Source organism: Halomonas marinisediminis (assembly GCF_004347715.1).
GTDB lineage: Bacteria > Pseudomonadota > Gammaproteobacteria > Pseudomonadales > Halomonadaceae > Halomonas > Halomonas icarae.
The window spans coordinates 1-255 of sequence record NZ_SLTR01000600.1 but is presented as its reverse complement, the minus strand read 5'-3'; the positions used below and the strand labels follow the sequence as shown (position 1 = coordinate 255).

Below are 255 nucleotides of genomic sequence, written 5' to 3'. Positions count from 1 at the left end.
AGGCCCGGCTGAGCGTGGCATCCCCGCTCATGTAGCTGTCGTAGAACACCGAGTTCTCGGGATCGACCACCACCAACTGCGTCTCGAAGCCGCGGTAGCGGATGTAGCGCCCCAGGGTGGCCGAGGTCCCGCCGGTGCCCGCGCTCATCACCAGGGCGGCGGGGATGGGGAAGCGTTCGCGCGCCATCTGGCGAAAGATGCTCTCGGCGATGTTGTTGTTGCCGCGCCAGTCCGTCGCCCGTTCGGCATAGAGGA

General features: G+C 67.1%; 1 pseudogene. It reads right to left on the bottom strand.

Annotated elements, in window-relative coordinates:
* Nucleotides 1-255, bottom strand: a pseudogene (locus E0702_RS17945) (pyridoxal-phosphate dependent enzyme); the annotation flags it as partial.